We start from the raw sequence: 26,114 nt of genomic DNA, 5'->3' as shown, positions 1-26,114 counted from the left end.
TGCACCGTCAGCGCGGGGCGTGCTTGCCGACCACGACGCGCCACGGACGCACGCGCCAGGACTTGACGAGGCCGTTCTGCACGTAGGGATCGGCGCGCGCGAACGATTCGGCGGCTTCCGGCGAATCGCCTTCGAACACGAGCACGGCCTGGTCGGCCGGATCCTGCAACGCGCCGGCGAGCACGAGTTCGCCGCGTTCGGTTGCCGCCCGCGCGAGTGCGAGGTGCTCGGCGCGGTACTGTTCGCGCCGGGACAGGTAATCGTCGACGAGTTCGTAGATCAGCTGGTAATGCATGGTCGCTCCCGGAATCGGCCGCCGCGGGATGGCGGGTGTTGGGCTCAGTATAGGGCGAGGTTCTGTCTTTGTCGGCGCGGTTTGCGGTGGCCTCGTTGGTGCGTGGCCGGCCGATCCCCGGCGTGCGATGGCGACGGTTTTCAGGTCTCGACGTTCTTCCTTAAAATGCAACTAACGGTCTGGCGCAGATCCGCCATCACATGTGGTGGGGTCCTCGTACGGGAACCGTTACCGCCCGTTGCGTCTCGTTGTGTCTTCAGGAAAGGCGGGGGCAGGCAGACATGTTCCATGCGGATTCCGGGCCCGGATTGCGCGCGCCGGAAAAAGGGGGCCGAAGCCGGGGCGAGCGTCGGTGCGGGCGTAGTGCGAGGGCGTTTCCATTGGCCGCAATGCGACCTATGCTGAACAAACCCGGAGCGAACTTCGTTCGTCCGATTCGTCCAGAGAGGTGTGCCATGCCTGTATCAGCCACCCTGCAGGATTGCCTGCGCCAGAAGTCATCGCGGTACGAAGTCGTGTACCACCCGTATAGCCATACCAGCATGGAGACGGCCGCCGCCGCGCATATCCCCGGCGATCGCCTCGCGAAAACCGTGCTGCTCGAGGACGACGAAGGCTACGTCGCCGCCGTGCTGCCGACGTCGCACGCGGTGCGGCTGTCGGACCTCTGGGTCAAGACCGGCCGCCATCTCGTGCTCGCCAGGGAAATCGAACTGCGCGAACTCTTCAAGGATTGCGACCTGGGCGCGTTGCCGCCGGTGTGCATGGCGTACGGGATGAAGACGTTCCTCGAGGAACATCTCGCGCAGCAGCCGGAAGTGTATTTCGAGGCCGGCGACCACGAAGCGCTGATCCACATGATGCAGGATGAATTCCTGTCGCTGATGGAGACGGCCGAGCGCGCGCATTTCTCGCACAAGATGCAGGGGATGTGGTTGTCCTGATCGTCCTGTTGTGGGCGGTTTGCGGTGGTTGGAGACGGCGTCTGGCGGGCGGCCGTCGGGGGCATTGCGTGCCGCAGGTTTTTGCTGAGGCGGGGTTCACGCTGCAAGAACGGTGGCTGCGCGTGACTGGTGAGGAAGGATGCCGGCGGTGTGCGGCGGGGATTTCAGGGGCGTTTTCGGGTAAATTTCATATTTGACATAATCTCAATTATCGATAGTTTTGGTTGTAGTAGCTTTTTAGAAATGTCGTGTTCTGGCTACTTAGAAATGTCGTGTTTTGACCTCGGTATGCTGGCCGGTTCTTTGCGGGACCACGGAGCCGGCCATGTATCCAGGTGCACTGGTGACACTGAACATGCGAGAACTCGACCGTCTGAAGGTAATCCAGGCCGTGGTGGACATGGGACTCAAGCCCGGACGCGCGGCCGAACGACTGGGCGTGACCGTGCGTCAGCTCCAGCGTCTGGTGGATCGTTACCGTGAGTCTGGCGCCGCCGGACTGGCTTCGCGCAAGCGTGGGCGTCCCGGTAATCGGCGGCTGGACGCTGATCTGGCCGATCGAGCACTGTCGATCATCCGTGATCGCTACGCCGATTTCGGGCCGACGCTGGCCTGCGAGAAGCTCCGGAATGTCACGGGCGGAGTTGCCTTCCGTCCGGACGCATCGTTGCCGGTTCACATCGACGCCCCGGGCGAGACCATCATCGCCCGGAGCGCACCTGCCTACGTCGTCACGCTGGCGCTGGGTTCGAGCGCAGAGTGGTTTTCCCCTGCCCCGGGACGGATCTTGAACCAGATCGAGTACATGGCCGGCAGAAACACCAACGTCAGAACCGTTCCGGCGAATGTTCCTCCGATAAGCGTATAAGCCAGCGTGCCCCAGAACACGGAATGGGTAAGCGGAATGAACGCAAGCATCGCGGCGACCGCAGTCAGGATCACGGGCCGCGAGCGCTGCAGCGTTGCCTCCACCACCGCATCGAACGGCGTCATGCCCGCGCGCGCATTCTCTTCGATCTGGCCGATCAGGATCAGCGTGTTGCGCATCAGGATGCCTGAGAGCGCAATGAGTCCCACCAATGCGTTGATGCCGAAGGCCTGATTGAACAGCAGGAGTGTCGGCACCACACCGATCAAACCCAGCGGACTGGTCGCGAACACCATCATCGTGGCGGAAATCGAGCGGGTCTGAAAAATGATGATGAGCAGCGTCAGCGCGATCATGATCGGGAACAGCGGCGCGAGCGCAGTTGTCGCTTTGTTGGCCTCCTCGATGGAGCCGGCCTCCTCGATCCGGTAGCCGCCCGGCAGCTTCGCGATGATGGGCTGAAGCTGCGCGAGCATCGCGGTCGACACATCGGGCGGCTGCAACCCTTCGGCGATATCGCCGCGCACGGTGATCGTCGGCGTTCGGTCGCGCCGGCGCAGGATCGGATCCTCCATGCGGATGTCGACTTTGCCGACCTGCGAGAGCGGCACCCGCTGCCCTGCGGCGCCGATCAGCGTGAATCCGTCGATCCGTTGCGGGTCGAGCCGGATGTCGCCCGCCGAACGCGCGACGAGCTCCACGGAACGAATGTCCTCGCGCACGTGCGTGACGGGAATGCCGGTCAGCAGGAATTGCAGTTGCTGCGCGACCGAGCTGGACGTCAGTCCGAACGCCCCGAGCCGATTTTGATCGAGCGTGAAATGCACGGTGGGAACACGCGGCCCCCAGTCGGCGTTCACCGTTCGCATCATCGGGCTGGCGTTCATGGTCCGTTCGACCTGTGCGGCGATGGTGCGCAACGTCTGGGCGTCCGGGCCCATGACCCTGAACGCAACGGGGTAAGGCGAGTAAGGGCCGAACACCAGCTGCGTGACGCGAACCTGCGCTCCGGGCACCAACCCTTCGGCGATGACCTTGCGCAGACGGAATTTGAGCGCTTCCCGTTGTCGCTCGTCATTCGTGCGGATCACGATCTTCGAGAAGGACGAATCCGGCAGCTCCGGAGACATGGCCAGATAGAAGCGCGGAGCGCCCTGCCCGATGTACGAGGTCACGATCTGCGCTTCCGGCTGCTTCGCGAGCCATGCCTCGACCTTTTCCGTTGCCGACGCGGTCTGCTCGATCGAAGTCCCATAGGGCATCTGCACTTCGACGAGCACTTCCGGGCGATCGGAAGTCGGGAAGAATTGCTTCTTCACGAGCCCCATGCCCATCACGGCGACCACGAACGATGCCACCACGATCCCGGCGACCATCCACTTGCGCGCGACCACGCGCCCGAGGAAGCGGCGAAAGCGCCGGTAGTTCGGCGTGTTGTAGATCGCCTCGTGGCCGCCTTCGATTACGGCGATGTCGGGTAACAGCTTGACGCCGAGGTACGGTGTGAAGACGACGGCCACGATCCACGAGGTGACCAGCGCGATGCCGACGATCCAGAACATGTTGCTGGTGTATTCGCCGGCCGTCGAGCGCGCAAAGCCATTCGGCATGAAGCCGACAGCCGTGACCAGCGTGCCCGACAGCATCGGTGCGGCCGTGTGGCTCCACGCGTAAGCTGATGCCTGGACGCGGCTATAGCCCTCCTCCATTTTCACGACCATCATTTCGATGGCGATGATCGCGTCGTCGACGAGCAGGCCGAGCGCGAGAATCAGCGAACCGAGCGTGATGCGGTCGAAGCTCTTGCCCGTCGCGGCCATGACGACGAAGACGCCCGCGAGTGTCAGCGGCACCGCCGCCGACACGACGATGCCGACACGCCATCCCATGCTCGCGAAGCTCACGACCATCACCACGAGCAGCGCGACAAAGAACTTCACCATGAATTCGTCGATGGCCGAATGGATGTTGACGGCCTGGTCGGTCACTTTCGTGAGGCTCACGCCCAGCGGCAGCCCGGCATTGATCGATGCGACTTCCGTGTCGAGCGCCTTGCCGAGATTGAGCCCGTTCCAGCCGTCCCGCATCACGACGCCGAGGAGCAACGCCGGTTCGCCTTTGTTGCGAATCTGGAACGTGGCCGGGTCTTCGTAACCGCGTTCGACGGTCGCCACATCGGAGAGCTTCAGTGTGCGGCCCTGAACGACGATCGGCGTGTCACGGATGGTCTGCAGCTTGTCGAAGGCGCCTTCGACACGAATGAAGACCTGCGCGCCCGCCGTATCGATCGAACCAGCCGGCGTGAGAACGTTCTGGTTGTTCAGCGCGGCAAAGATCTCCTGCGGCGTCACGCCGAGCGTCGCGAGCCGGTCGTGCGAAAACGACACGTAGATCCGTTCCGCCTGCTCGCCGATGATGTTCACCTTCTTGACGCCCGGCACATGAAGAAGCCGCTGGCGCAATCCCTCGGCGTCGCGCACCAGCAATCGTTGCGGCTCGCCTTTCGCCTTGAGCGCGAACAGCGCGAACGTTACGTCGGAATACTCATCATTGACGAGCGGGCCGATCACCCCGGGCGGCAGGTTGCCCGCTTCATCGTGCAGCTTCTTGCGGGCCTGATAGAACTCCTCGGGCACGTCCGCGGGCGGCGTACTGTCGAGCAAGGTCACGGTGGTGAAGGCCAGCCCCGGACGCGTATAGGTCTCGGTCCGGTCGTACCAGCGCAGCTCCTGCATGCGCTTTTCGAGCGGCTCGGCCACCTGGTCCTGCATTTCCTGCGCGGTCGCGCCGGGCCATGCCGTAATGACCGTCATCGACTTGACGGTGAATGGCGGATCTTCGGCCCGCCCCAGTTTCAGGAAGGCAATCACGCCGGCGATCGAAATCAGGATGATCAGAAACAGCGTGACCGAGCGCTCCCGCACCGCAAGAGCCGACAAATTGAAGCCGCTCATTGCGCTGCTCCTTGCGTGGAGACGGATGCCGCGGCCAGCTTGTCGTTGGCGAGACGCACGCGCTCTCCGTCGTGCAACAACTGGGCACCGAGCGCGACGACCTGGTCGCCTTCGCGAAGATCGCCAGTCACCGTCGCACTGTCGTCGCTCAACGCGGTGACACGAACCTTGTGCCAGGTCACACGCGATTGAGATCGATCGACGGTCCAGACGCCGGTGCCCGTGCCCGGATCGAACAAGGCGCCGACCGGCACCACCATGCCGGCCTGTGTCTGGCCGGCATCGCCGGCGAGATCGATGGTCACGGTCGCGCCGAGCGGTGCATTCGAGAGCGCGCCCTCGAGGACGTATCTCGCCTCGTAGGTCCGTGTCAGCCGATCGGCAGAATCGGAGAGCTGGCGCAGGACGGCGGGAACGGGCTTCTGGTCCGCGCCGTAAAGCGTCGCCGCGGCAATCGAGCCGGACGCGGGACGCAGCGTCTCGGGAAGCTGGACGACGGCCTCGCGGGGGCCGGCATGCGCGAGCCGCACGACGATTTGTCCCGGCGCGACGACCTGGCCCGGCTCCGCCAGCGTCTCGACCACCACGCCGTCGGCGTCCGCCATGACGACGGCGTATCCGGAAGCATTGTTGGCGAGCACGGCCTGCGCCTGCGCTGCGACGAGCTGGGCCCTGGCGGAATCGGCCGCCGCCTTGAGCTGGTCGTAGGTCGATGCCGACACCGCGCCCGCCCCGACGAGATCCCGATACCGCGCCTCGTCGGCAGCCGTCTGCGTCGCGCGCGCCTGCGCAGCGTCCACGAGTTTCTGCTGCGCACGGGCCTGCAGCCCCAGATCGATCGGATCGATGCGCATCAGGGGCTGGCCGCGCTTGACCGTTTGGCCCGCGTCGACCAGTCGCTCGATGACTTTACCCTGAACGCGGAAACCGAGATCGCTCTGAACGCGGGCGCCCACGACACCCGAAAACGACCGGCTCGCACCCGCCGCACCGTGAACGGCGCTTGTACGGACCAGTGGCGCCTCGGTACGCGGATCAGCAGCCGGATGCTCGCCGCATGCTGCGAGCGCAAGCGAAGCCAGGCCCAATGTGTAGACAAGACGATGGCGCCGGAACATGAGATCCCCTCTCGCAAAGAACAGGAGACCTCATTCTGATACCGGTGACTAAATCAGTCAATAGTCACAGCGAGATTCATGGAGCAAGACTTCTGAGTACCAGGCTCGCGAGTTGGGCCGTCGCCTCTTCCGCGCCATCGAGGTTGTACTGCAGCAGCAAGGGATTGAAGTAAGGCTTCATCACCAGAAAGATCGCGTTCACCGCCTCGTCCGGCGGCGTCTTGCGTTCGAATTCGCCGGTTTCTCGTCCGAGCCGCAGGATATCGGCGATGAGTTGCCGGATCTGGTCCTCATAACTCTGGACAGATGGCCAGAGCGATTCGGCCGACACGGCGGCAATATCGTAGAGCTTGCGATCCTGGAAGAAAAGCTGGCCTCCAGTTGAAAGTAAGGTCTTGAACATGCAGCGGAATTTTTCCGTCGCACTGTGCGCGCCGTCGATGTTTTCCCTGACTGCGGCGATCATCGCGGCGAGGCGATTGGCGCAGATGACCTGACCGATCGCCTGTTTGGAGTCGAAAAACTTGTAAATATAGGCTTTTGAAAACCCGATTTCCTTCGCGAGATCGGAGACCGTGGTTTTTTCGTAGCCGTAACGGCTGAAGTATTCCGTCGCGGCGTCGACGATCTGGGCGCGAACTTCGTGGTCCGAGGGGCCACGGGACGAAGAGGTGGAGGGAGTCGGTTTGTTCATGCCTCAAGCTTAGTCCGACGCTCGTCAGTTGACAACGTGTGACCATATTGTATATTGGTCACTATATTTCCCCTCCCGTTGTCGCTCCCGAGATGATCATGCCCTTGCGCCGTCCACTTGTTCTCCTGACTAGCGTCGCCGCCCTTTCGGCGTGCGCCGTGGGTCCCGACTACCACCGCCCGGATGCGCCGCTGGCGCAGCACTACATGACCCAGCCGCCCGCGCGCGCGGCAAAGGCGCCGGTTGCCGACCTGTCCGCATGGTGGGAAAGCTTCAACGACCCGCTGCTCACGCATTACGTTTCGCTGGCGCTGGCCCAGAACCTGGACCTGGCCCAGGCCGTCGCGCAAATCACTCAGGCGCGCGCGCGCCTCGGCACGGCCAACGCGGCGCTCCTGCCGTCGGCCTCGGTTTCCGCGTCGGCGGCACGAGCCTATCAGTCTGTCGATACGCCGTTGGGGCGATTGCTCAATGCCACGCCGGGGTACGAGCGCTGGGGCACCGAGTACGAAACCAACCTGGAGGCCGGTTGGGAGATCGATATTTTTGGCGGTCTGCGTCGTCAGCGTGAAGCCGCGCTCGCCGATTACTCGGCAACGCAGGCGGCGGCAGTCGCCACCCGGCTTGCCGTCGCAGCCCAGACCGCCGATATCTACGTCACGATCCGGGGGCTCCAGGCCCGTCTGGATATCGCGACCCGGCAGGTGCAGACGCAGCAGGCGCTTCTCGCAGACGTGAAACTCCTGTATTCGAAGGGCGCGGCGGCCGACTATCAGGTTCAGCAGGCGCAAGGTGCGCTCGACCAGGTGCAGGCCAGCGTGCCCGTCCTCCTCGCGGCGCTCGATGCGGCGTCGAACGCCCTCGACGTGATGCTCGGTACACCTCCTGGCACGCACCGGGCAGAGCTGGGCTCGCCTTCCCCGATCCCCGTCGCGCCGGCGCTCGCGGAAATGGGCACGCCAGCCGATCTGCTGCAAAGACGTCCCGATCTGATCGCCGCCGAACGTCACCTCGCCGCCGCCAATGCGCGCATCGGCGCTGCGATCGGCGAGTACTACCCGACGGTCTCGCTGAACGCCTTCGTCGGCAGCGCGACCTCGGCCGCCGCCGGTACGTTGTTCTCGGGCGGCGCCAACCAGGCGGCCGGCCTCGTCGGGCTGCGCTGGCGACTGTTCGATTTCGCCCGCATCAGTGCCGATGTCGACGCGGCGAAAGGCGCCGACGCGCAAGCGCTCGCGGCCTATCGGCAGGCCGTGCTCCGCGCCTCCGAGGACGTCGAAAACTCGCTCTCGTCATTGGTGAATCGAGAGGCGCAGGCTGCCACGCTGTCGCATGCCGAGTCGTCGTTTTCCCGCGCCAAGGATTCCTCGATGACCGCGTACCGCAGCGGTGCAGCGAGTTTCATCGACGTATTGCACGCCAACGAGACGCTGCTCCAGGCCGCCGACGCGCATGCACAGGCACAGACGGAATCCGCTCGTGCAGCGATCTCGACGTTCAAGGCGCTCGGCGGCGGCTGGGACCCGGCATCGCACGATGCGCAGACGTCGTTGAGCTCACGCTGACGCCACCGCCCTGCACTGGCGCGCGCAATGGAGCCTGCGCACGTTCCTGGTTCGCGCAATAGCGCACCGCACCATTGACGTGCGCGTCGCGCCCGCAATCGGAGAGCGTCTCGCGCATCACGACACCAGTCGCGCGCCAGTCATCGAATTGCGCTAAATTGGGCCTGTTTTCATTTGAACCCGCCGTCGGGTAAAGGCACACGACGCCTGTACGGGCGCACTCCAAGGCGCGATGAATGAACGATAGGAATCACGTCGATTTCGGGCAACCCGTTGCAGACGACGCCCTCGCCAAACGGTTTCTACTGCGAGATGCGCCCACCGTGCGGGCCGGCGTTTTCTCCCACGGGCAGCCTATCTCGTTCACACGGTTGACGAACCCCCGGCCTCAACCGGGGCGCTCGCTCACGCCGCAACCGGAGGAAGCCTTTGTCTTTCAGATGCCGCTGATACTGAGCCCCGATCCCGGCCTCCGTTATTCAGGCGGTAACCTCGATGCTTCCGCGTCGTGCAGTCCCGGCAGCTGCTTTCTGCTCGACCTGCGCTCGAGCCCCACGCGCCGTCTCGACATGCCGTTCGATACCATGCGGCTCTATCTGGCCCAGAGCGCGATCGAGGAATTCACCGATCAAAAGCGGCGCCGGCGCATAGGCGGACTCGTGCAGCCGCATCTCGGCGCCAGCGACCCGGTGCTGTTCAGTCTTTCGCATACGCTGCAGGCGGTCCTGCAGCAGCCCGACCTGACGAGTGCGCTGTTCATCGATTACCTCGCGCTGGCGTTTTGCGAACACGTCGTCACACGATATGGCCGAGCCGATCCGGCGCTCCGGCCGCGCCGCTCCGGACTCGCTCCGTGGCAGATGCGGCGCATCGAAGATTATTTCGCGTCCCACCTGCACGACAATCCTTCGATTGCCGATCTCGCGCGCGAGTGCAATCTCTCCACCAGCTATTTCGGTGAAGCCTTCAAGCAGACGACCGGCAGCACACCCCATCAGTGGCTGCTCAAGCGCCGCATCGAGCGCGCGAAATCGCTGTTGCGGGAAACAGATGCGAGCCTGGCCAGCATCGCATCGGACTGCGGATTTTTCGACCAGAGTCATTTTTCGCGCGTGTTCTCGCGCCTCGAAGGGTGCGGGCCGAAAGACTGGGCGCAGCGGAACCGATAGCGCCGGACAGGTGCGAACGTCGTTATCGGCGCTTGCGCGCTCGCTCGATATGCGTCGACGCGCGACGCACCACCGCCTCTGATCCGAGTCCAACCACTGCCCCGGTGTTTGACGGCCGTCCGCGATTCGTCCATCGAATCGTTGTTTTATACAAGATCGTTCTGGCACCCGACAGGTACGCTTCTCTCACATCGACTCGTCGATGCCCGCGCGGCTCGTCACGGATCGAGCGGGTGGCCGTCGCGGTATGGCCGTTTCTTTTCACCGCACCCGCCGGGATAGCACGCTGATTTGCCCGTAAAGTTTCGCGCGGCCGCCAGCCTGGAACGGTATGGCGCTGCGCCGGTCCGCCCAACCCTCCTGGAGTCGAGGCATGAAAAACCGCGATACGTCTACGCGTCTTGATCACGCAACGGGCGCGCCCGTTGCCGACAATCTGAACATCGAAACGGCCGGCCCGCGCGGCCCCGCGCTGCTGCAGGATATCTGGCTGATCGAGAAACTCGCGCACTTCGACCGCGAGGTGATTCCCGAACGACGCATGCACGCCAAAGGATCGGGCGCGCACGGCGTATTCACGGTAACGCACGACATCACGCGCTACACCAAGGCCAAACTCTTTTCGGAAATCGGCAAGGCAACGCCCGTATTCATGCGCTTTTCGACGGTCGCCGGCGAGCGCGGCGCCGCCGATGCCGAGCGCGATATCCGCGGCTTCGCGGTGAAGTTCTATACGGAAGAAGGAAACTGGGACATCGTGGGCAATAACACGCCCGTGTTCTTCTTCCGTGATCCGCTGCGTTTTCCCGATCTCAACCACGCGATCAAGCGCGACCCGCGCACGGGACTGCGCAGCGCAAACAGCAACTGGGATTTCTGGACGCTTTTGCCGGAGGCGCTTCACCAGGTCACGATCGTCATGAGCGACAGGGGCATTCCGCGCAGCTATCGCCACATGCATGGTTTCGGCAGCCATACGTTCAGCCTGGTCGATGCCGACAATCGGCGGACGTGGGTGAAGTTTCACTTCCGTACGCAGCAAGGCATCGCGAATCTGACGGACGGCGAAGCCGAACAGCTCGTGGGCAAGGACCGCGAAACGCATGGCCGCGATCTTTACGAGAGCATCGAGCGCGGCGACTTCCCGCGCTGGACACTCTTCATTCAGGTGATGAACGACGACGAGGCCAGGTCTCTGCCGTTCAATCCGTTCGACCTGACCAAGGTCTGGCCGAAAAGCGATTTCCCGTTGATCGAGGTCGGCGTACTCGAATTGAACCGCAACCCGGGCAATTATTTCGCCGAGGTCGAGCAGGCGGCCTTCTCGCCCGCGAACGTCGTGCCCGGCATCGGCTTTTCGCCGGACAAGATGCTGCAGGCACGTCTGTTCTCTTACGGCGACACGCAACGGTATCGGCTGGGCGTGAACTTCAATCACATTCCCGTCAATGCGCCGAAGTGCCCCTTCCACAGCTACCACCGCGACGGCGCCATGCGCACCGACGACAACCTCGGCGGCACGCCTTCTTACTATCCGAACAGTTCCGGCGAGTGGGAAGTGCGGCCCGATCTTCACGAGCCGCCGCTGAGAATCGAAGGCGACGCCGCGCATTGGGACCACCGCGTGGACGTCGATCACTTCGCGCAGCCGGGAAACCTGTTTCGCCTGATGAGTCAGGCGCAGCAACAATTGCTGTTCGACAACACCGCACGCCAGATGGCCTCCGTTCAGGCGCATATCCAGGAACGCCACATCCTCAATTGCACGAAGGCCGACCCCGAGTACGGCGCGGGTGTTCGCGAGGCCCTGGCAAGAATCGGGGCGACGACTGCAGCCAAGTAGCCAGCCATTCGCGTGCGGCGTCCGCCACGACGCCGGCGTCCGCTCACATTTCGATGGAGGACCGTCATGTCAGAGTTCATTCAGGATGTCGCGGTGCCCGACAGTCAGCTTGCGCGGGAAATTACCGAGTTCGTGCGCGACACGTCCACCCCGCTGCTCTTTCATCATTCGAGCCGCGTATATTTGTTCGGTGCGCTGGAGGGTGTGCGCCGCGGCCTGAAATTCGATCCGGAACTGTTGTACGCCGGTGCCATGTTTCATGACGTCGGCCTCACCGGAGCGTACAGCAGCGCCACCGAACGCTTCGAAGTCGACGGGGCCAATGCGGCCCGCGACTTTCTCTCGGGCCGGGGCATCGACGCGGCCGACATCGATCTCGTCTGGACGGCGATTGCGCTGCACACCACGCCCGGCATTCCGCGCCATATGCACCCGGTCGTCGCGCTGGTGACCGCCGGGGTCGAGATGGATGTGCTCGGACTGTCGTACCACGCGTTCACGCACGAGGAGCGCGAAGCCGTGACGCATGCGCATCCCCGCCCGCCGCACTTCAAGGAAGAGATCATTCAGGCGTTCTACGACGGCATCAGGCACAAGCCGGAAACCACGTTCGGCAACGTGAAAGCCGACGTGATCGCCGACAAGGAGCCTCATTTCCATCGGGGGAATTTCTGTTCCGTCATCCGCAATTCGGCATGGCCGGGTTGAAGGTGCCGTGTCCCGCGCATCGATGCCCGGCCAGTCGCGCCGCGCCACCCGATCGCGATCGTACGCAGGTCCGCATAGGCAGGAAACACCGGCGATCGCATTGGGCGAGACGGCATGCCGGTGTCCATCAACGGAATCATTCACACTGAGGTGAACATCATGGGCAAGCTTGCACGGAAAGTGGCCGTCGTAACCGGTGCGTCGAAGGGTATCGGTGCCGCCATCGCCAAGGCGCTCGCGGCAGAGGGCGCGTCGATCGTAGTGAACTACGCAAGCAGCAAGACGGGCGCGGATGACGTCGTGTCCGCCATCACCACGGCCGGAGGAAAAGCGGTTGCCGTCGGAGGTGACGTGTCGAAGGCTGCCGATGCAAAAGGCATCGTCGATGCGGCGATCGAAACGTACGGCCGCCTCGACATCCTCGTCAACAACTCGGGCGTCTACGAGTTCGCCCCGATCGAGGCGTTCACGGAAGCGCAATACCGCAGGCAGTTCGACATCAACGTGCTCGGCGTGCTGCTCACCACACAGGCCGCCGTCCAGCACCTGGGCGAAGGCGCCAGCATCATCAATGTCAGTTCGGTCGTCTCGACGCTCACACCGGCGACGACTGCCGTCTACAGCGGCACGAAAGGCGCGGTGGATTCCATCACCGGCGCGCTCGCCCGTGAACTCGGGCCGCGAGGCATTCGCGTGAATACGATCAATCCCGGCGTGATCGTGACCGAAGGCGCGCAAAGCGCCGGGGTGATCGGATCGGAGTTCGAGAGTTCCGCGGTCAGCCAGACGCCGCTCGGGCGCGTGGGCAGACCGGACGACGTTGCGTCGATTGCGGTTTTCCTCGCGTCCGACGACGCAAAGTGGCTGACGGGCGAGCATATCGTCGCCAGTGGCGGCATGCGATGACGCAGGTTCGCGAAACCGCGCACGCAGGTCGGCCTCAAAATCGACGAAACAAGCGTGACGGTCGTTCTGGATTTCTCACGCGTCAGTGCGTCGTCACGTCCAGTTGAAGCGTGACGACCGAAGTTACCGACACGAAACGTCGACGCCCGTACTTTGCAAGTGTGACCTGCATTCGCGGGTCACCTCCCTCTCCCGCTTTTCACGCGTTTTTCGTTCGTTGAACGGTGCGTGGCCGCGGATCGGCGTCAGCACGATCGCACACGCCGGGTTCACGCCGACGTCGCCTTTGACGCTTATCCAATGGCGATCATGAAGCTATGGAAAACACTCCAGGTACCGACGATGTCACGAACGGCATCAGCGACCGGCATCGCTGGGACAGGATTCTCGACGCCCTGCGATCGCCTCCGGCCGCACCGCCCTTTCCGGGAGTGGATGAGCGTGCGTGCATGAGCCACTCAAACCTGGAGGCCGTCCGCATCGTGATTCTCGAGCGCCCGTCAACCGACACCGTTCTCATCTCGTGGAGCAGCTCGACGGCGTGTCGATATGGCGAACAGACCTGGCGGAGAGTTGTTGCCCGAGAGGACGGGGTTTGCATTCTGACGGGCGACTCGATTGCCCGGGGGGATTCGGTCTTTCGTCCAAAGCGCACGCGGAATGCGATGTGCAGCAACTCGATGGCGATGATCAAGGCGTCGTCCATCGATCTGCCGCGGTATCGGGTCGGTCAGACATCGGCCAGGTTGGGCGCGGAACCCAAGCCCTCGACGCCAGACCGGCTCGGAGATCGGCACGCAGATGCTCTCCCCGATCTCGAACCGCACCTTGCCCGACTGTTCTCCGAGGCTTGAGTCGGAGGCCGACGTAGGCGAGAAAAAGGAGACGTACGGACCGTTGCGGTGATTGCAGTTCGATTCGATGCGCCAGCAGATGAGCAAGCCTGGGCCGCGGACGGAACAGGAAGCGTATGCAGGTCAGGTCAGACGCGTTTTCGTACTCGCCGGTTTCGATTCATATCGATGCTATTGTGATAAGAAAAGTTATCCGGACAGATCCGATAAGCCATCGAAGTACCCGACGTGTCCGAGCACACCATCGCGCGGCATTGACAGCATTTCCTCGCACGAATCCCGGATTTCACGGCGATTCGACGCGCGGTGTCGCCCGCGATTGCTGCTTCGTTCGCAGCCGCGTCGATTCCCCTTCCGCCGCAACGATCGCCGTCGCGGCCGCCCCGTTCTTTCCCGCATTTGTTCCCGCGACGCAAGACTGTTGGTCCACGGTGGGTGTACGAACTCCGGCGCGACGCGCCTAAAGTCTGGTCCATCGGATTCATCGATCCGGTCGGCACCGAAGCCGAAAACCAGTCACCTGTCGAGGCATATCATGAGCACATCCAAAGTCATCATCGTCACCGGCGCATCGCAAGGCATCGGCGCGGAGACGGTCAACGCATTCCGCGCCCAGGGCCATCGGGTGGTCGCGACGTCCCGTTCGATCGGCGCGTCGGACGATCCCGATCTGGTCACTGTCGCGGGCGACATCGGCGACGCGGCCGTCGCACGGCGCGTGGTCGATACCGCACTCGAGCGCTTCGGCCGGGTCGACACGCTCGTCAACAACGCCGGCGTGTTCATCGCGAAGCCGTTCACGCAATACACCGCCGACGACTATGCGGCCATCACCCGCGTGAACCTGGACGGGTTCTTCCACGTCACGCAGCGCGCGATCGCGGCGATGCAACGCAACAGCGGCGGACACGTGGTCAGCATCACGACGAGCCTCGTCGACCACGCGAACAGCAACGTGCCGTCGGTGCTCGCATCGCTGACGAAAGGCGGACTCAACGCGGCGACGAAGTCGCTCGCAATCGAGTACGCGAAGGCCGGCATCCGCGTGAACGCCGTGTCCCCCGGCATCATCAAGTCGCCGATGCATGCGCCCGACACGCACGCGACGCTCGCCTCGCTGCATCCGGTCGGCCGGATGGGCGAGATGAGCGACATCGTCGGCGCGATCCTGTATCTCGATTCGGCGCCGTTCGTTACCGGCGAGATCCTGCACGTGGATGGCGGCCAGAGCGCCGGGCATTGAGCAGCGACGATGGGAGACTGCGCTGACGCGAATGGCGCGAATGGCGAGCGGGGCGCGGAGCGCGGCGGTCCTGCAACGGCGCAGGCGCGCCATTCGCGCCCCGCTCTGCCCCGTTGCCGGCATTCTCCCCGGACGCGCCTAGCGCGCCCGCTTGCCGGGCGCCTGTTGCAGATGTTCGACGAGAAAGTCGACGAACACGCGCACGCGCGAAGACAGATAGCGCGCGTGGGGATACAGCAGCATGAACGGCCGCGACCGGCCGCCCTGGCCGGACAGCACCTCCGTGAGCGTGCCCTCGCGCAAATCCCGGTCGACGATGAAGCGATAGGTCTGGAACAGGCCCGCGCCGCTGCGCGCGAGCGTGACGCCGGCGAGGACGTCGCCCGACGTGCCGTAGCCGCCGGTCGTCGCGACGTCGATTTCCGCCGAGCCGTCGTTGAACAACCACGGAATCGGCCGGCCGCTGCTCGGGAGCTCGAACTGGATGCATTCGTGCGTGTGCAGATCGTCGACGGCGCGCGGCACGCCGGCGCGTTTCAGGTAGCCGGGCGTCGCGACGACAACGAGTTCCGCATCCTCCAGCTTGCGCGCGACCAGGCTCGAATCCGCCGGCGCGCGGCCGCGGATCGCAAGATCGAAACCCTCCTCGGCGAAGTCGATGTTGCGGTTGCTCAGATGCGTGTCGACGCGCACGTCCGGATATCGCTCGCGAAACGCGGGTAACAGCGGCAACACGCGATAGTGTCCGTACGGCGTCGGCATGCTGATGCGCAGCACGCCGGCCGGCGTGGCCTGCTGGCCCGTCGCTTCGCGCTCGGCGTCGACGAGCTGCGAGAGCGCATCACGGCATTGCTCGAAATAGCGCCGGCCGGAATCGGTCAGGCGGATCTGCCGTGTCGTCCGCACGAACAGGCGTACGCCGAGACGCTCCTCGAGGCGCGCGACCGAGCGGCTGACCGCGGCCGGCGTGACGCTCGCGGCCGTCGCCGCGAGCGTGAAGCTGCCGAGTTCCGCGGCCAGGCAGAACAGCTCGATGCTGCCGAGCAGCAGGTCGTCGAATTTTCTCTGCATGGGGCGCTCCTGCTGCTTCGTGCGTGGCGTGGCCGGCAACGTGAACGTAGGCATCACGGAATCGCGCTCGCGGTGAGCCGGCGCGCGCCGTTTCGTCGCGTGACGCTGAAGCAGCGAGTGTGCATGAATCCCGGCCGGGAAACCAGCGTACCGACGACCGTCGCCGGCAACCGTTCGCGCCACATTGCGCCGCGCGCGATTCGTTACATCGCGTGTCGATTCAATTGCGCGAACGATATTTACCGGCGTCGACCGCCTCAATAGAGTGACTGCCAGAGACCCGTGCGAGTGAATCTTCCGAGCCTGGGCGCCACTCAATCTTCCCCGAAGGAGCAAGCGATGACGATCGAACAGAAGCTGGCCGAACTCGGCCTCACGTTACCCGAACCGCCGCAACCGCTCGGCAGCTACACGGCCGTCAGCGAAGCCGGCAACCTGCTGTTCATCTCCGGACAACTGCCGCTCGTCGACGGCAAGGTTGCCTATACAGGCCGCGTCGGCGAACGGCTGAACGTCGACGACGGGCGGCATGCGGCGCAACTCGCGGCGCTGAACGTGCTCGCGCAGATCCGCAAGCACCTCGGCGGGTTCGAGCGCCTGCATCACATCGTGCGTGTCGAGGGGCACGTTGCGTCGGCGGACGGCTTTTTCGGCCAGCCGGCCGTGATCGACGGCGCATCCGATCTGTTCGCCGCCGTGCTCGGCGACAAGGCCGGACATGCGCGCTCGGCGTTTTCCCAGCGCCAGTTGCCGGCCGACGCAGCCGTGATTCTGGTCGTGATCGCCGAAATCCGGCCGGCGTAGCCGCGTTGCGGTTGCGCGGGCAGCCGCCGTTCCGACGGCGGCCGCCCTGTCCGCGCCCGGAATGTCGCGCGACGCGATCTTTTCGATATAAGGGATGGAACACCGCACATCCTTGCCTGGCAAGGCCGTACACGATCCAGATACATTGAAATACAAAATATCGCATGCGATTTAATCGAATCCGCTTGACGAGGTTCGGCGTCTCGACCAAACTGCATCGCATGCGATCGAATCGCATTAGATAGAACCTTCCAACCTGACGGAGTGAACGATGAGCAAGATCGAAAAAGTGCTGTACACGGGCAAGACGCATACGACTTCCGGCGGCCGCGACGGCGCGGCGCGCAGTTCCGACGGTCGCCTCGACATCCAGTTGTCGTCGCCGGGCACCGCCGGAACCGGCACGAATCCGGAACAACTGTTCGCGGCCGGCTGGTCGGCCTGCTTCATCGGCGCGATGCAACTCGCGGCACGTGCGGCGAAGGTGACGCTGCCGGCCGATCTCGCGGTCGATGCGGAAGTGGACCTGGGCATGGGCGGCAACGCGTACTTCCTGCAGGCCCGCCTGAACGTGAGCGCGCCGGGGCTCGATCGTGACGTCGTGCAGCACATCGTCGACACCGCGCATCAGACCTGCCCGTACTCGAAAGCGACGCGCGGCAACATCGACGTCGAAATCCGCATCGTCTGAACGTTGAATCGGGCGGCCAGGCGCCGCCCTCCCGAATCTCCTGCCATTTTCTTGTCGAGGTAAATGATGAAGACCCAACTGATCGCCGCCCTGCTCGTCGCCGTGTCCGCTGCCGTTGCCGCGCCGGCCTTCGCCAGTGACGCCGTCGTGACGCGTGCGCAAGTGCGCGCCGAACTCGCGCAGCTCGAACGGACCGGCTACCCGCTGAACCGCGCCAGCGACGCGACCTACCCGGACAACCTGCAGGCCGCGCTGACGCAGATCCACGCGGACGACGCGGTGGCCAACGCACCGTCGAACGCGGGCTACGGCGGCGACGCCGTCGCGTCGACGCAGTCGGGCCGACGCGCGGTCGTGCAGATGGCCGAGCGTTCGATCTATTTCGGTCGTTGAGCGCGATCCGCGATTCCGGACGAATCGCGCCGACATGCTGCACACGCCTGAACGCCCCGTTTCTTTCCATTGAATCTGTCGAGGTAAATGATGAAAACCCCAGTGATCGCCGCCCTTCTCGTTGCCGCATCCGCCGCCGTTGCCGCCCCCGCCTTTGCCAATGAAGCTGTCGTGACGCGTGCGCAAGTACGTGCCGAGCTCGCCCAGCTGCAGCAAGCCGGCTATGTGCCGGGCCGCGCGAACGATCCGCACTATCCGGACGACCTGCAGGCCGCGCTGACGCGTATCCATGCGAACGACACGGCCGCAGCCGATACGGCGACGTCCGGTTACGGCAGCGACGCGGCAGCCGGCACGCAGTCGGGCAGCCGTCCTGCCATGCGGGTCGCCGAGCGCTCGATCTACTTCGGCCATTGAATGAAATCGCGATCGGCGCCGGTTGCCGGCGTGCGACGCCCACACTCCGATCACTCTTTTCTGTCGAGGTAAATGATGAAGACCCAACTGATTGCTGGCCTGCTCGTCGCCGTGTCCGCTGCCGTTGCCGAACCGGCATTCGCGACCGAAAGCACCGTCACGCGCGCGCAGGTGCGGGCGGAACTGGCCGCGCTCCAGAAGGCCGGCTACCTGCCGAATCGCCCGAACGATCCGAACTATCCGGAGAATCTGCAGACCGCGCTGAAGCGGGTGCGCGACAACGCTGCGACAGCGGCCGATACCGACGCATCCGGTTACGGCAGCGACGCCGACGGCGCGACGCAAGCCGGCAGCCGGAACGTCGTTCGCACGGCCGAGCGCTCGATCTACTTCGGTCATTGAGCACCGCGCCGAAATCGACGACGTCATCCATCAAATAAAGCGCATGCGATATAATCGCATGCGCTTTTTGTTCGTCTGAGACCTGAATGGACGATCGCGTCTATGCTGTGCGACGAACGACCTTCAATCAGGGAGCAGGCAATGCGGCAAGCAACGACGGGGAACGAAGGAAGCGGAGCGCATCCGCTCGACAACGCCGTGTGGCATGCGCTCGCCGGCGAGCAGCAGCGTTTTGCGCTCGGCGACGAGCGCGCGCGGCGCTTTCCTCCCGAACTCGCGCCCTTTGCCGGCCTCGCCGAGCGCAGCCCGGCCGCTTTCGACGCGTTGCGCGCATTGATCGACACGCACGGGCCCGCGGCACTGGTCACGCCTGACGAGATCCCGACGCCGGGCGGATGTTCCGTGGTCCGGCGCGCGGTGCTGCATCAGATGATCTGGCAGGGAACGCCTGACGATGCGCAGCCGCTGGAGCATGTCCGGCTGACCGAAGGCGACGTACCGGCCATGCTCGAGCTGATCGCGGCGACGGAGCCGGGTCCGTTCGGCCCGCGCACGATCGAATTCGGCGGCTATCTCGGTGTACGGAGCGAAGGACGGCTCGTGGCGATGGCCGGTCAGCGACTGACTGCCGGCGGCCATACGGAGATCAGCGCCGTGTGCGTGGATCCCGCCTTTCGCGGCCAGGGCCTCGCGGCCGGACTGATCCGCGCATTGATCGCGCGGATTCGCGCGCGGGCGGAAACGCCGTTTCTGCATGTGCTGTCGTCGAATCGCGTCGCAATCGAGCGCTATCTGGCACTCGGTTTCACGATCCGTCGCGACATGCAATTGCTGGTGTTGGGGCGTGAGGAAACCGGGACGGGCCAGCCCGAGCGTCAGCCGTAAGCAACCGGGCGCAGCATTGCAAAAGTCGGTCCGGACGGCCGGAAAAGCATGGACATCGTGGAGGAAGCCGGCTGCAATCGCATCGCCGGCTCGACATCGAGCCGGCGGCCAGGCTATTCGTGGTTTACTCGTCGATCGAATCGATCAGGTTGCCGCGCAGCGTGACGATCGCCTTCTGCATCTTCGCGAATTCGTCGGGCTTGAGCCCGGTGGCTTCGACGAGATTCATGTCGAGCCCCTTCTCGCGCACGCGGCGACCGCTTTTCGTCAGGCTCACGACCACCTGACGCTCGTCCGACGGATCGCGGTGCCGTTCCAGATAGCCCATCGCCTCGAGCTTCTTCAGGATCGGCGTCAGCGTGTTCGATTCGAGGAACAGCTTTTCGCCGAGCTGCCCGACCGTCTGGTCGCCCTCCTCCCACAGCGCAATGATCGTGATGTATTGCGTGTACGTGAGGCCGAGCTCCTCGAGGATCGGCTTGTAGGCCTTGCCGAACGCGAGGTTCGTCGAGTAGATCGCAAAGCACAGGAACTCGGAAAGCTTCGGCGTGGCGGGCGATTGGGTTTCGGTCGGTTTCATGAGCATCCTCCATCGACACGGGAGCGTGTCGCAGATGAATGCATTATATATCGCGTGCGATCTTATCGGAAGCATGATTATCGTTTCCGATCGACAGCACGCGACGCGAGCGATGCCCGCTCACGCTCAGGCTCGATCGCCGTCGTTCCGGCCCCGGTGCTCGCCGTGCCGTTGCCGGCTGATCGACAGCAGCGAACACTGCACCGGATGCGCGATTTCGGTCGCGAGGCCGCCCGCGGCGAACAGCAGGATCGTCAGCCAGCGTTTCATGCATCCTCCACGACGGACAGGCTCGCGCCGTCGGCGACGGTCGCGTCGAGCGCATACGGTTCGACGCCTTCGAGGCAGCCGAGATTGACGCGCCAGCACGCGGGATCCTTGCGCGTCTGATGAAACGGGTAGACGCCGCACCGGCTGCAGAAAAAGTGACGGGCCGTGCGCGTGTTGAAACGGTAGGTCGTCAGCGCGTCCTCGCCTGCGACGATCTTCAGGTCGGCGGCGGGGAACATCGGGCTCATCAACGCGCCGCGACGGCGGCAAAGGCTGCAGTTGCAGCGAACGGCCGGCGCAAGCGCGGTCCGGACCTGGAATTTCACGGCGCCGCAATGGCAGGATCCGTTGAACCATGTAGCAGACATGTCGTGCTCCTCGAGAGGTGATGTCTGCTTTATAACGAACCCGGGCGGACGCGTTGTATCGCTCTGTATCCGCGCGGTGCGCAGACACAGAGCATTGCAATTCTGTCGCGAACGGTGCGGATTTCAGCGCCTTCCGGCGCGTCCGCCGCGCGCCGCGTGATCCGGCACTCAGTCCAGCGCGTGCTGCAGCCGCGCGATGGCCGCCCGCGTCTCGCGCTCGAGCGTCGCGAACAGTTCCGCCGTCGGCAGCGACCGCACGAGCGGCGCCGCCTGCCCTGCCCACTGCGCGCCGTAGCCGAACTCGCCCTTCGCCTTCGCGGCCGCATGCAGCGCCTTGCCGGCGTCGTACGCGATCGGATAGGCGGGCGTCGCCGGTGCGTGCGGATCGTCGCCGAGCGCCGTCAGCCGGTTCGCGATGCCGCGCGCGACACGGCCGGAGATCGCGGTCGTGAAGGTCGTGCGGTGCGCCGCGTCGCCGAGGATCGCGCGGCGATAACCGTCGTCGATCGACGTTTCCGGACACGCGACGAACGCCGTGCCGAGTTGCGCGGCCTGCGCACCGAGCGCGAGCGCCGCGGCGATGCCGTCGCCGTCCATGATGCCGCCGGCGGCGATCACCGGCAGCGCGCATTCGCGCACGAGCAGTCGCGTCAGCGCGAACGTGCCGAGCCGGTCGTCGTGCGCCGTCGAGTCGAATACGCCGCGATGCCCGCCGGCCTCGATGCCCTGCGCGACGATCGCATCGATGCCGGCCGCGGCGATCTGGCGGGCTTCGTCGGGATGCGTCGCGGACGCGAACAGCGTGATGCCGGCGCGCTTGAGCATCGCGATCGCCTCGTCGGACGGCAACCCGAAATGAAAGCTCACGACCGCCGGTTTTTCCTCGAGCAACATCGCGAGCATCGCATCGTCCGCGACGAAGCTCGTGTAGATCTCCGACAGCCCCGGCGGCGGCGTCGCGCCGTATTCGCGGAACACCGGCGCGAGCCACTCGAGCCACGCGCGTTCGACCGCGGCATCGGCCCGCGCCGGCTGGTGGCAGAACAGGTTGATGTTGAACGGCCGGTCGGTGAGCGCGCGCGTGTCGCGGATCATCTTGCGCGCGCCGTCGGCGTTCGTCGCGCCGACGCCGAGCGAGCCGAGCCCGCCCGCGTTCGACACGGCAGCCGCCAGCGCGGGCGTGCTGACGCCGGCCATCGGCGCCTGGATGATCGGAGTGCGGACGCCGAGCGTGCGCAGCAGCGTCCGGTTGTCGGTCGGTCGATTCATGTCGTTGCCTCCTGGAACGTCCGGGATCGGAAGGCTCGGGCCGGCTGCCGGCCGAAGCGGCTTGGGTGGGTCCGGCGACGTCGCGGATGCGCGGTGCGTCGCGTGGACCCTGTCATGCGAATGCGAAAGCGGTGCCGGGTTCGGCGGCTGACCAAACGACGACGCGGCCGTCGCGACGCGTGGTTGCGGCGTCGTCTCCGCACGGCGTGCGAACCGGCGTCCCCGCAACTGCGCCCATGCTACGCCAGAGCGCCGCCGGCGGGCCAGCGCGCAGCGCTTCTACCGGCTGCGCACCCGATATGCGAGCGCCGCGCAGGCCGCCAGCAGCGCGGCCGTCACGAAGAACACCGAATGCAGGCCGAGCGCGACGCCGATTTGTCCGCCGATCACCGGGCCGATCACCTGCCCGCCGAACTGCGCGGACTGCAGGTAGCCGAGCATCTGGCCCGTCGCGCGCTCGTCGACCGACTGCCGGACCAGCTTGCCGATCGACGGCAGCAACCCGGCGAGCGTCATCCCCATCAGCACGCGCAGCGCGGCGAGCTGCCACCAGTGCGTGACGAACGCCTGCGGCAGCATCGCGAGCGCGGTCAGCAGCAGGCAGCCGACGATCACGTTCCAGCTGCCGATCCGGTCGGCAAGCGCGCCGAGCCGCGCGGCTGTCAGCATGCTGCCGAGTGCGGAGCCGGCCATCACGACGCCGGCGATGCGCGCCAGATGATTGCCGTCCACGCCGAGCCCGCCGATATAGACCGTGATGATCGGCTCGATCGACATGTTCGCGAGCAGCACCATCATCGCCGTCACGAGCAGCGCGGCGACCGCCACGCGATCGGTGCGCCGGGCCGGGTTCGCCGACGTTGCGCGGGCGTGCCGCGCGTGCGCGTCGGTGGCCGGATCGAAGTCCTCCTTCACGACGACGATCGTCAGCAGCGCGGCGACGGCGATCATCGCGCCACCCGCGAAAAACGTGCCGCGAATGCCGAGCCAGCCCGGCAGCAGGCCGCCGACGAGCGGCCCGACGAGATTGCCCGCGAGCGCGCCGGTCGACAGGATGCCGAGCGCCCAGCCCGCGCGTTCGCGCGGCGCCTGGGTGCCGACCATCACGGTCGACGCGGACGCATAGCCGCCGACGAGCCCGGCGATCAGCCGCAGTGCAACGAGTTCCACCACGTTGTGCGCGACGCCGATCAGCGACATCACGACGGCCATCCCGAGTGCCGCGCGCACGAGCATCGGCTTGCGGCCGAAGCGATCCGCGAGGCGGCCCCACAGCGGTGCGGTGACGGCCGTGCCGAGGAACGTCGCGCCGAACGCGACGCCCGACCACTGGATCACGGCCGACTGCGCGTCGACGCCGAGCTGCCGCACATACAGCGGCAGGAACGGCAGCAGCATGCTGAGACTCACGAGCGTCGTGAACGACCCGAACACGCACACGGCGAGATTGCGGCGCCAGTAGCGCGCATTGCGTTCGGCGTAGCCGGCGCTCGAGCGGCCGGCGTGTGCGGCGGCCGGTGCGTGGGCGGTCGTGCTCATCGCGCCCTCGCCGAGGAGATCACGTCGACCGCGAGCGCCAGCAACAGCGCGGCGGTGCCGACGCCGAACAGCGCTTCGTAACGGCCGCCGCTCGATGCGAACAGGTACGACAGACCGTAGGCGGCGACCGCCTGCATGATCGCGAAGCTGGTCGTCGCGCTGCGCCATGCGCGCTTCGCGACCGACGGATGATGCGCGAGCAGCTCGTTTACGCGGCCCAGCGCGAGCGGCACGATGCCGGGCGTGAACGCGCCGACGAGCAGGCTCGACACGATCAGCGCGGCCGGGCCCAGGCCGAGCAGCGGCAGCGCGACCGCGACGGCTTCGATCGCGAATGCGATCCGCAGTGCGCGGCCGAAGCCCGCACGGTCGGCCAGATGCCCGCACGCGAGCGGCCCGACGATCGCGCCGAGGCCGTACAGCACCCAGTACTGCGCGCCCGCGTCGACGCCCTTGCCGAGTCCGCGCGCGACGTAGTCGACGAGGAAGATCATGTGCGGGACGAGCCCGACCGCGTTGAGCCCGTATTCGACGTACAGCGCGCGCAGGCTGCCGGCCGGCAGGTTGCGCGCGTGCGCGGCATGCGCCGCGGCGGCTGCGGGCCGTGCGTCGTCGGCCGGCCAGCCGCGCCACGCGACGGCGGTCAGCAGTAGCGACACGATCGCGAGCCCGAGCCACGTGACGGTGAGCCCTTGCCGCAGCAGGATCGGCACGATCGTGCCCGATGCCGCGATGCCGAGCCCGATCCCGGTGAAGATGCCGCCGCTCGCGAAACCGCGCCGGGACGGCGGCACGTGCGTGAGGATCGCCGGCGCCGCGAGCACCATCAGCGCCCCGCCCGACAGGCCGGACGCGAAACGCCACACGAAGAACCACACGAACGACACTGGTGCCGCGCACGCGACGAATGCGAGTGTCGCGAGCAGCATCATCGCGCGCAGCACGGCGGTCGAGCCGGCGCGGCGCGCGAGCGTGCCGGCGACCAGCGCGCCGGCCAGATAGCCGCCGAGGTTGGCCGCCCCGAGATACGCGGCGGTGGACGCGGGAAACCAGTGCGCACCGATGATCGCCGGCAAGAGCGGCGTGTACGCAAAGCGCGCCAGGCCGATCCCGATCAGGCTCGCGCTGGCGCCGGATACCGTGCCGCGCCACACGTTGAACGCGGGGGCGTGCGGCCGGTCGAGAAGCGCTTGTTGCATGGAGACCTCCCATTCGCTGGGCGGATGCACGCGCATCCGCCGGTTGAAGGAAGTCTAGATTGAACCGGGTATCGGGAGAATCCATGCAGCACGGAAGCCATTCTTCCGCAACGCGATTCAATCTCCGTCGGTGATGGCCGCCAGCTGCGCGAAATGCTCGCGCAATCGCGGCGCGGCGAAATCGACGAACGTCCGCACCTTCGGCACCGACAGGCGTCCGTAAGGCGTGACCAGATGAATCGGCAGCGGCGCGTGCTCGCTGTCGCGCAGCACGATGCGCAGCGCGCCGTCCCGCACCGGCTCCGCGACGTGATACGAGAACAGCCGCGTGACGCCGTGGCCGGCGAGCGCCGACGCGAGCGCACCGCGGATCGTGTTGACGATGAAGCGCGGTGCGAACTGGACCACCTGTGGCAGCGCCGACGGCGCGGACGGCGGAAAGCTCCACGAATCGAGCCCGAAGTGCGTCATCGAGATGATCCGGTGCCGGGCGAGATCGGCCGGCGCGGTAATCGGCGGATGGTTCGCAAGGTAGTCCGGCGACGCGACGACGACACGCCGCACCGCGCCGACCGGCATCGCGACGAGCGTCGAATCGCTCAGGTGCGCGATGCGCAGCGCGACGTCGATGCCCTCGTCGATCAGGCTGACGGGACGGTCGAGCAGTTGCAGGCGAATCGACACGGCCGGATGGCGGTCGATGAATTCGTCGATGAGCGCACGCAGCACGTCTTCGCCCGCGGCGACCGGTGCGGTGATCGTCAGCAGGCCGCGCGGCGCCGAGCGTTCGTCGGCGATCAGCATGTCGGCTTCCTCGAGATCCGCGAGGATGCGGCGGCACGCTGCCGCATAACGTTCACCGGCTTCGCTCAAACGGATCGTCCGGGTGGTCCGGTACAGCAGCGCGGTGCCCGTGTGTTCCTCGAGAAACGCGAGCGCGCGGCTGACGGCCGCCGGCGAGCGGCCCAGGCGGCGGCTCGCGCCCGCGAGGCTGCCCTCGTCGAGCGTGGCGACGAACACCTTCATCGCATCGATTCGGTCCATGTCGTGTGCGGGGGCGCGTGG

26 protein-coding genes and 1 pseudogene are annotated in these 26,114 nt (G+C 65.6%); 15 read left to right on the top strand and 12 right to left on the bottom strand.

Translation table 11 applies throughout. The annotated features are described in order from the left end of the window. Window positions 1-7: 7 nt before the first annotated feature. Complete coding sequence (locus DIE02_RS13235; RefSeq protein WP_124485447.1) at window positions 8-295, bottom strand: YciI-like protein; 288 nt, start codon at window positions 293-295, stop codon at window positions 8-10. Window positions 296-750: 455 nt separating this feature from the next. Between DIE02_RS13235 and DIE02_RS13230 the strand changes: the two genes are divergently transcribed. Together DIE02_RS13230 and DIE02_RS36430 are read left to right on the top strand one after the other, a co-directional pair. After that, window positions 751-1,239, top strand: coding sequence for an aminoacyl-tRNA deacylase (locus DIE02_RS13230; protein ID WP_044848239.1), 489 nt, complete (start codon window positions 751-753; stop codon window positions 1,237-1,239). 325 nt (window positions 1,240-1,564) lie between these two features. Then, a pseudogene (locus DIE02_RS36430) lies at window positions 1,565-1,726 on the top strand (helix-turn-helix domain-containing protein); the annotation flags it as partial. 236 nt (window positions 1,727-1,962) lie between these two features. On the opposite strand, the gene DIE02_RS13220 reads toward DIE02_RS36430, so the two are convergent. The 3 genes from DIE02_RS13220 to DIE02_RS13210 form a co-directional block, all read right to left on the bottom strand. After that, the gene (locus DIE02_RS13220; protein ID WP_124485448.1) at window positions 1,963-5,061 is read right to left on the bottom strand and encodes an efflux RND transporter permease subunit; all 3,099 of its coding nucleotides are present in this window, start codon (window positions 5,059-5,061) and stop codon (window positions 1,963-1,965) included. Further along, window positions 5,058-6,179, bottom strand: a complete 1,122-nt coding sequence (locus DIE02_RS13215; protein WP_124485449.1) for an efflux RND transporter periplasmic adaptor subunit — start codon at window positions 6,177-6,179, stop codon at window positions 5,058-5,060. The genes DIE02_RS13220 and DIE02_RS13215 overlap by 4 nt, the downstream gene beginning before the upstream one ends. A gap of 76 nt (window positions 6,180-6,255) precedes the next feature. Beyond that, window positions 6,256-6,873, bottom strand: a complete 618-nt coding sequence (locus DIE02_RS13210; RefSeq protein ID WP_124485450.1) for a TetR/AcrR family transcriptional regulator — start codon at window positions 6,871-6,873, stop codon at window positions 6,256-6,258. A 98-nt stretch (window positions 6,874-6,971) separates the two neighbouring features. Between DIE02_RS13210 and DIE02_RS13205 the strand changes: the two genes are divergently transcribed. From DIE02_RS13205 to DIE02_RS13175, 7 genes are all read left to right on the top strand, one after another. After that, window positions 6,972-8,438 (top strand): efflux transporter outer membrane subunit, encoded by a 1,467-nt coding sequence (locus DIE02_RS13205; RefSeq protein WP_124485451.1) that lies wholly within the window; start codon window positions 6,972-6,974, stop codon window positions 8,436-8,438. A gap of 236 nt (window positions 8,439-8,674) precedes the next feature. Further along, window positions 8,675-9,607, top strand: coding sequence for an AraC family transcriptional regulator (locus DIE02_RS13200; protein WP_124485452.1), 933 nt, complete (start codon window positions 8,675-8,677; stop codon window positions 9,605-9,607). Window positions 9,608-9,980: 373 nt separating this feature from the next. Next, entirely contained in the window at window positions 9,981-11,450 is a 1,470-nt protein-coding gene (locus tag DIE02_RS13195; protein ID WP_124485453.1) for a catalase, read from the top strand. A gap of 66 nt (window positions 11,451-11,516) precedes the next feature. Continuing rightward, complete coding sequence (locus DIE02_RS13190; protein WP_124485454.1) at window positions 11,517-12,158, top strand: HD domain-containing protein; 642 nt, start codon at window positions 11,517-11,519, stop codon at window positions 12,156-12,158. Window positions 12,159-12,317: 159 nt separating this feature from the next. Continuing rightward, entirely contained in the window at window positions 12,318-13,064 is a 747-nt protein-coding gene (locus tag DIE02_RS13185) for a glucose 1-dehydrogenase (protein ID WP_124485714.1), read from the top strand. 317 nt (window positions 13,065-13,381) lie between these two features. Beyond that, window positions 13,382-13,918: a DUF3331 domain-containing protein gene (locus DIE02_RS13180; RefSeq protein WP_124485455.1), complete on the top strand. Its 537-nt coding sequence runs from the start codon at window positions 13,382-13,384 to the stop codon at window positions 13,916-13,918. A 535-nt stretch (window positions 13,919-14,453) separates the two neighbouring features. Next, window positions 14,454-15,161 carry an SDR family NAD(P)-dependent oxidoreductase gene (locus DIE02_RS13175; protein WP_124485456.1) on the top strand — a complete coding sequence of 236 codons (708 nt, stop codon included), beginning with the start codon at window positions 14,454-14,456 and terminating at the stop codon, window positions 15,159-15,161. Between the two features lie 138 nt (window positions 15,162-15,299). Here DIE02_RS13175 and DIE02_RS13170 read toward each other — a convergent pair whose 3' ends face one another. Further along, window positions 15,300-16,232: a LysR family transcriptional regulator gene (locus DIE02_RS13170; protein ID WP_124485457.1), complete on the bottom strand. Its 933-nt coding sequence runs from the start codon at window positions 16,230-16,232 to the stop codon at window positions 15,300-15,302. Window positions 16,233-16,571: 339 nt separating this feature from the next. On the opposite strand from DIE02_RS13170, the gene DIE02_RS13165 reads away from it, so the two are divergent. The 6 genes from DIE02_RS13165 to DIE02_RS13140 all read left to right on the top strand — a co-directional run bounded on the left by DIE02_RS13165 (window position 16,572) and on the right by DIE02_RS13140 (window position 19,824). Beyond that, window positions 16,572-17,036: a RidA family protein gene (locus tag DIE02_RS13165; protein WP_124485458.1), complete on the top strand. Its 465-nt coding sequence runs from the start codon at window positions 16,572-16,574 to the stop codon at window positions 17,034-17,036. 271 nt (window positions 17,037-17,307) lie between these two features. Next, window positions 17,308-17,727, top strand: coding sequence for an organic hydroperoxide resistance protein (locus DIE02_RS13160; RefSeq protein ID WP_124485459.1), 420 nt, complete (start codon window positions 17,308-17,310; stop codon window positions 17,725-17,727). 66 nt (window positions 17,728-17,793) lie between these two features. After that, window positions 17,794-18,120, top strand: coding sequence for a DUF4148 domain-containing protein (locus DIE02_RS13155; RefSeq protein WP_124485715.1), 327 nt, complete (start codon window positions 17,794-17,796; stop codon window positions 18,118-18,120). Between the two features lie 87 nt (window positions 18,121-18,207). Further along, window positions 18,208-18,537: a DUF4148 domain-containing protein gene (locus tag DIE02_RS13150; protein ID WP_185641310.1), complete on the top strand. Its 330-nt coding sequence runs from the start codon at window positions 18,208-18,210 to the stop codon at window positions 18,535-18,537. A gap of 72 nt (window positions 18,538-18,609) precedes the next feature. Continuing rightward, window positions 18,610-18,939 carry a DUF4148 domain-containing protein gene (locus tag DIE02_RS13145; protein ID WP_124529073.1) on the top strand — a complete coding sequence of 110 codons (330 nt, stop codon included), beginning with the start codon at window positions 18,610-18,612 and terminating at the stop codon, window positions 18,937-18,939. A gap of 141 nt (window positions 18,940-19,080) precedes the next feature. After that, window positions 19,081-19,824 carry a GNAT family N-acetyltransferase gene (locus DIE02_RS13140; RefSeq protein ID WP_124485461.1) on the top strand — a complete coding sequence of 248 codons (744 nt, stop codon included), beginning with the start codon at window positions 19,081-19,083 and terminating at the stop codon, window positions 19,822-19,824. Window positions 19,825-19,948: 124 nt separating this feature from the next. On the opposite strand, the gene DIE02_RS13135 is transcribed toward DIE02_RS13140, so the two are convergent. From DIE02_RS13135 to DIE02_RS13110, 7 genes are all read right to left on the bottom strand, one after another. After that, window positions 19,949-20,404: a MarR family winged helix-turn-helix transcriptional regulator gene (locus tag DIE02_RS13135; protein ID WP_044843621.1), complete on the bottom strand. Its 456-nt coding sequence runs from the start codon at window positions 20,402-20,404 to the stop codon at window positions 19,949-19,951. A gap of 126 nt (window positions 20,405-20,530) precedes the next feature. Beyond that, a complete protein-coding gene (locus tag DIE02_RS35490; protein ID WP_185641311.1) occupies window positions 20,531-20,674 on the bottom strand; it encodes a hypothetical protein in 144 nt (47 codons plus the stop codon). Continuing rightward, the gene (locus DIE02_RS13130; RefSeq protein WP_124485462.1) at window positions 20,671-21,042 is read right to left on the bottom strand and encodes a GFA family protein; all 372 of its coding nucleotides are present in this window, start codon (window positions 21,040-21,042) and stop codon (window positions 20,671-20,673) included. The genes DIE02_RS35490 and DIE02_RS13130 overlap by 4 nt, the downstream gene beginning before the upstream one ends. 168 nt (window positions 21,043-21,210) lie before the next feature. Beyond that, window positions 21,211-22,311 (bottom strand): nitronate monooxygenase family protein, encoded by a 1,101-nt coding sequence (locus DIE02_RS13125; RefSeq protein ID WP_124485463.1) that lies wholly within the window; start codon window positions 22,309-22,311, stop codon window positions 21,211-21,213. Window positions 22,312-22,590: 279 nt separating this feature from the next. Beyond that, the gene (locus DIE02_RS13120) at window positions 22,591-23,850 is read right to left on the bottom strand and encodes an MFS transporter (protein ID WP_124485464.1); all 1,260 of its coding nucleotides are present in this window, start codon (window positions 23,848-23,850) and stop codon (window positions 22,591-22,593) included. Beyond that, the gene (locus DIE02_RS13115) at window positions 23,847-25,049 is read right to left on the bottom strand and encodes a YbfB/YjiJ family MFS transporter (protein ID WP_124485465.1); all 1,203 of its coding nucleotides are present in this window, start codon (window positions 25,047-25,049) and stop codon (window positions 23,847-23,849) included. The genes DIE02_RS13120 and DIE02_RS13115 overlap by 4 nt, the downstream gene beginning before the upstream one ends. Window positions 25,050-25,166: 117 nt before the next feature. Continuing rightward, window positions 25,167-26,093: a LysR family transcriptional regulator gene (locus DIE02_RS13110; protein WP_044843518.1), complete on the bottom strand. Its 927-nt coding sequence runs from the start codon at window positions 26,091-26,093 to the stop codon at window positions 25,167-25,169. Between the last annotated feature and the right edge of the window lie 21 nt (window positions 26,094-26,114).

This window comes from Burkholderia sp. Bp8991 (assembly GCF_003853795.1).
Taxonomy (GTDB): domain Bacteria; phylum Pseudomonadota; class Gammaproteobacteria; order Burkholderiales; family Burkholderiaceae; genus Burkholderia.
The sequence above is the reverse complement of the archived record's forward strand: the minus strand, read 5'-3'. Positions and strand labels throughout refer to the sequence as shown.

What these genes read in the sequence shown, in the direction of transcription:
- DIE02_RS13180 (WP_124485455.1), top strand. Translation starts at nt 13,382, where the DNA reads ATGGAAAACACTCCAGGTACCGACGATGTCACGAACGGCATCAGCGAC.
- DIE02_RS13165 (WP_124485458.1), top strand. Translation starts at nt 16,572, where the DNA reads ATGACGATCGAACAGAAGCTGGCCGAACTCGGCCTCACGTTACCCGAA.
- DIE02_RS13170 (WP_124485457.1), bottom strand. Translation starts at nt 16,232, where the DNA reads ATGCAGAGAAAATTCGACGACCTGCTGCTCGGCAGCATCGAGCTGTTC.
- DIE02_RS13125 (WP_124485463.1), bottom strand. Translation starts at nt 22,311, where the DNA reads ATGAATCGACCGACCGACAACCGGACGCTGCTGCGCACGCTCGGCGTC.
- DIE02_RS13120 (WP_124485464.1), bottom strand. Translation starts at nt 23,850, where the DNA reads ATGAGCACGACCGCCCACGCACCGGCCGCCGCACACGCCGGCCGCTCG.
- DIE02_RS13185 (WP_124485714.1), top strand. Translation starts at nt 12,318, where the DNA reads ATGGGCAAGCTTGCACGGAAAGTGGCCGTCGTAACCGGTGCGTCGAAG.
- DIE02_RS13195 (WP_124485453.1), top strand. Translation starts at nt 9,981, where the DNA reads ATGAAAAACCGCGATACGTCTACGCGTCTTGATCACGCAACGGGCGCG.
- DIE02_RS13160 (WP_124485459.1), top strand. Translation starts at nt 17,308, where the DNA reads ATGAGCAAGATCGAAAAAGTGCTGTACACGGGCAAGACGCATACGACT.
- DIE02_RS13110 (WP_044843518.1), bottom strand. Translation starts at nt 26,093, where the DNA reads ATGGACCGAATCGATGCGATGAAGGTGTTCGTCGCCACGCTCGACGAG.
- DIE02_RS13145 (WP_124529073.1), top strand. Translation starts at nt 18,610, where the DNA reads ATGATGAAGACCCAACTGATTGCTGGCCTGCTCGTCGCCGTGTCCGCT.
- DIE02_RS13230 (WP_044848239.1), top strand. Translation starts at nt 751, where the DNA reads ATGCCTGTATCAGCCACCCTGCAGGATTGCCTGCGCCAGAAGTCATCG.
- DIE02_RS13215 (WP_124485449.1), bottom strand. Translation starts at nt 6,179, where the DNA reads ATGTTCCGGCGCCATCGTCTTGTCTACACATTGGGCCTGGCTTCGCTT.
- DIE02_RS13150 (WP_185641310.1), top strand. Translation starts at nt 18,208, where the DNA reads ATGATGAAAACCCCAGTGATCGCCGCCCTTCTCGTTGCCGCATCCGCC.
- DIE02_RS13210 (WP_124485450.1), bottom strand. Translation starts at nt 6,873, where the DNA reads ATGAACAAACCGACTCCCTCCACCTCTTCGTCCCGTGGCCCCTCGGAC.
- DIE02_RS13190 (WP_124485454.1), top strand. Translation starts at nt 11,517, where the DNA reads ATGTCAGAGTTCATTCAGGATGTCGCGGTGCCCGACAGTCAGCTTGCG.
- DIE02_RS35490 (WP_185641311.1), bottom strand. Translation starts at nt 20,674, where the DNA reads ATGAAACGCTGGCTGACGATCCTGCTGTTCGCCGCGGGCGGCCTCGCG.
- DIE02_RS13140 (WP_124485461.1), top strand. Translation starts at nt 19,081, where the DNA reads ATGCGGCAAGCAACGACGGGGAACGAAGGAAGCGGAGCGCATCCGCTC.
- DIE02_RS13130 (WP_124485462.1), bottom strand. Translation starts at nt 21,042, where the DNA reads ATGTCTGCTACATGGTTCAACGGATCCTGCCATTGCGGCGCCGTGAAA.
- DIE02_RS13205 (WP_124485451.1), top strand. Translation starts at nt 6,972, where the DNA reads ATGCCCTTGCGCCGTCCACTTGTTCTCCTGACTAGCGTCGCCGCCCTT.
- DIE02_RS13155 (WP_124485715.1), top strand. Translation starts at nt 17,794, where the DNA reads ATGAAGACCCAACTGATCGCCGCCCTGCTCGTCGCCGTGTCCGCTGCC.
- DIE02_RS13200 (WP_124485452.1), top strand. Translation starts at nt 8,675, where the DNA reads ATGAACGATAGGAATCACGTCGATTTCGGGCAACCCGTTGCAGACGAC.
- DIE02_RS13135 (WP_044843621.1), bottom strand. Translation starts at nt 20,404, where the DNA reads ATGAAACCGACCGAAACCCAATCGCCCGCCACGCCGAAGCTTTCCGAG.
- DIE02_RS13235 (WP_124485447.1), bottom strand. Translation starts at nt 295, where the DNA reads ATGCATTACCAGCTGATCTACGAACTCGTCGACGATTACCTGTCCCGG.
- DIE02_RS13175 (WP_124485456.1), top strand. Translation starts at nt 14,454, where the DNA reads ATGAGCACATCCAAAGTCATCATCGTCACCGGCGCATCGCAAGGCATC.
- DIE02_RS13115 (WP_124485465.1), bottom strand. Translation starts at nt 25,049, where the DNA reads ATGCAACAAGCGCTTCTCGACCGGCCGCACGCCCCCGCGTTCAACGTG.
- DIE02_RS13220 (WP_124485448.1), bottom strand. Translation starts at nt 5,061, where the DNA reads ATGAGCGGCTTCAATTTGTCGGCTCTTGCGGTGCGGGAGCGCTCGGTC.